The sequence below is a fragment of the Acidithiobacillus sp. TH-A36 genome, assembly GCF_057473445.1.
Genome location: NZ_JBYCKP010000387.1, coordinates 1 through 2,050 on the forward strand (window position 1 = coordinate 1; position 2,050 = coordinate 2,050).

At 53.6% G+C, this 2,050-nt stretch carries 4 protein-coding genes and 1 tRNA gene; all 5 read right to left on the reverse strand.

Annotated elements, in window-relative coordinates; genetic code table 11:
* Positions 1-284 (reverse strand): NADH-quinone oxidoreductase subunit NuoB (nuoB, locus tag AC2VLY_RS10085; RefSeq protein WP_486922206.1); only part of this gene is annotated, 284 nt, incomplete at its 3' end.
* Positions 275-631, reverse strand: coding sequence for an NADH-quinone oxidoreductase subunit A (locus AC2VLY_RS10090; protein WP_486922207.1), 357 nt, complete (start codon positions 629-631; stop codon positions 275-277). The genes nuoB and AC2VLY_RS10090, both read right to left, overlap by 10 nt.
* A gap of 134 nt (positions 632-765) precedes the next feature.
* Positions 766-850: transfer RNA gene (locus AC2VLY_RS10095), tRNA-Leu, on the reverse strand.
* Between the two features lie 37 nt (positions 851-887).
* Positions 888-1,325 carry a preprotein translocase subunit SecG gene (gene secG / locus AC2VLY_RS10100; RefSeq protein ID WP_486892185.1) on the reverse strand — a complete coding sequence of 146 codons (438 nt, stop codon included), beginning with the start codon at positions 1,323-1,325 and terminating at the stop codon, positions 888-890.
* Positions 1,326-1,329: 4 nt separating this feature from the next.
* Positions 1,330-2,050: triose-phosphate isomerase (tpiA, locus tag AC2VLY_RS10105; RefSeq protein ID WP_486922208.1), on the reverse strand; the 721-nt coding region annotated here is incomplete at its 5' end.

Below are 2,050 nucleotides of genomic sequence, written 5' to 3' on the forward strand. Positions count from 1 at the left end.
CAACGCGGTTCCGGCATCTGGTCATAGACCTTACGTAAGGCCGGGGCCATTTTATTGACCAGAGTCCCTGCCACAATCATCACGTCCGACTGACGCGGACTGGGACGAAACACGATACCAAAACGATCCAGATCATAACGGGCTGCTCCGGCATGCATCATCTCGACGGCACAGCATGCCAGCCCAAATGTCATGGGCCACAAGGAGCCGGTCCGACTCCAGTTGACTACGGTATCGATGCTGGTAGTCACAAAACCTTTTTCGAGGATGCCTTCTATTCCCATTCCAAGGCTCCTTTTTTCCACTCATAAATGAAACCCACCACGAGAATGGCGAGAAAAGTCATCATGGCCAGAAAACCCATCATGCCGATCTGATCAAAGACCACGGCCCAGGGGAACAGGAAGGCAATTTCCAGATCAAAGAGAATGAACAGAATGGCCACCAGATAATAGCGCACATCAAATTTGACACGCGCATCTTCAAAAGCCTCAAAGCCACATTCATAGGGCGAGAGCTTTTCGCTATCCGGTTTGTGCGGTCCCAGCGAGGCGCCCATCAGCAATGGGACCACACCGACCACCAGTGCCACCACAATAAAGATGAGCACGGGTAAATAGTGGTTCAACATCCCCAACACTCCTCCACCCAAATATGGACCTGAAAATACCATCTCCAGAGTCCGCTATAAATTAATTTTCTTATATATAAATCAATGCTCTGGTATACTCCAGAGACAAAAAAACAGCCCTATAGGCTGCAATTTGGTGCCGAAGACCGGATTCGAACCGGCACAGCTTGCGCCGCCGCCCCCTCAAGACGGTGTGTCTACCAATTTCACCACTTCGGCCGAAGTTCTAAAACTTTCTCATGACCCGCTTGCTACGTCAAGGCTTCACAGGTGTTTTTGCTGTAGAAACTGGCGCTGCTGGCACACTGCCTGCTGCGGATGTGCTTACGGCCGCTGCCGCAGAACCCGTAGCCGCTGCCGCAGGATGAACGACCGTGGGCGTTGCAGTAGCGGGTTTCACCGGTAGCGTGCTGGTAACCGGTGCCTTGCCTGGCAAGGCAATCCCGGAAACCGCACTGCTTGCAGCATGATCGGAAAGATACGCCAGACCAAGACTGTTCAGAAAAAATATGGCACCAATAACCGCAGTGGTATGGCTGAGGAAGTTTCCCGCTCCCTGGGCGCCAAATACGGTTTGCGATCCACCGCCGCCAAATGCTGCGCCCATATCCGCCCCCTGACCTTTCTGAATCAGGACGAGCCCTACCAGGACGACACAAATAATCACCTGAAACACCAATAACAAGGTGTACATCAAATCAACCTCCTCGTCCTGCCAATTCGGCAGCACGACAAATTTGAATAAACTCTCCCGCGCTCAGGGATGCTCCGCCAACCAGAGCCCCATCAATATCTTCCTGCTCAAACAGCGCCGTTGCGTTGTTGCCCTTGACGCTGCCTCCGTACAACAGAATCAGGCGCTTGGCCAACTGACTGGAATGCCCTGCCACCAGCTTACGAATAAAAGCATGTACGGCCTGGGCCTGTTCCGGACTGGCACTTTGTCCGGTGCCAATGGCCCAGATGGGTTCGTAGGCAATGATGAGGTTAGGCTGGTTGGACTCCAGATTCAACAAAGGCAATATCGCCTCCACCTGACGCTGCAGAACCTGTTCGGTAGCGCCCTGGGCACGCTCAGCTTCGCTCTCACCCACACAGACCACGGGTATCAGGCCCGATGACAGCGCCGCTTTGACCTTGCGGGCCACCAGTTCGTCCGTTTCCGCAAAAATCTGCCGTCTTTCCGAATGTCCTACCAAAACATAGCGACAACCCATGTCGCGGAGCATGGCACCCGAAATTTCTCCGGTATACGCCCCACTGGCTTCCCAGAACAAGTTCTGCCCCCCCCAGCGCAAAGCAGTTCCCTTTGCTTCCTTAGTCACTGCATGAAAAAGGGTATACGGCGGGAACAGAACCACTACAGGACGCATCTTCTCCAGATCGGCGCTGAGAATTGCTTGGGTAAGAATCACGGCA